Genomic DNA, 445 nt, shown 5'->3' on the forward strand with positions numbered 1-445 from the left:
GTGGAAAGCACCCCGCGCAGGGCGGCATGGCCTTCCAGCTCCAGCGCCTCCACCTCGGGGCGCATGAATACCTGCTCGCGGGCCACACGTTTGAGGGTATCCAGCACTCTGGCAGCCGGTGCCTGACCGTGCAAGAGCGCCCTGGGGTAGGCGCCGCTCAGGATGGCCTCGTGGTCGCTCACATAGGTGTGGGCCGCGAGCGCCACCAGATCCCGGGTCAGATGCTGACGGAAATGGGGGAAGAAGCCCCTGCCGGAGGCCAGCGCCTCCTCGAGCAGGCTGGCCATGTAGTCCCCCTCATCGGCACCGCGCAGCGCCACCAGCAGCTCGCCCTGGTTGAGGATGCGCCTGTCCACCGCGTCTTCCAGATCGGCGATGCAGTAGGAGATGTCGTCCGCCGCCTCCATGATGTAGACCAGCGGATGCCGGCATCCCGGCGCCAACC

At 67.9% G+C, this 445-nt stretch carries 1 pseudogene; it reads right to left on the reverse strand.

What is annotated here, in order from left to right:
* Positions 1-445 (reverse strand): annotated as a pseudogene (locus JWG43_RS18380) (dGTPase); the annotation flags it as partial.

The organism is Desulfobulbus alkaliphilus (assembly GCF_016918545.1).
GTDB classification, from domain to species: domain Bacteria; phylum Desulfobacterota; class Desulfobulbia; order Desulfobulbales; family Desulfobulbaceae; genus Desulfobulbus; species Desulfobulbus alkaliphilus.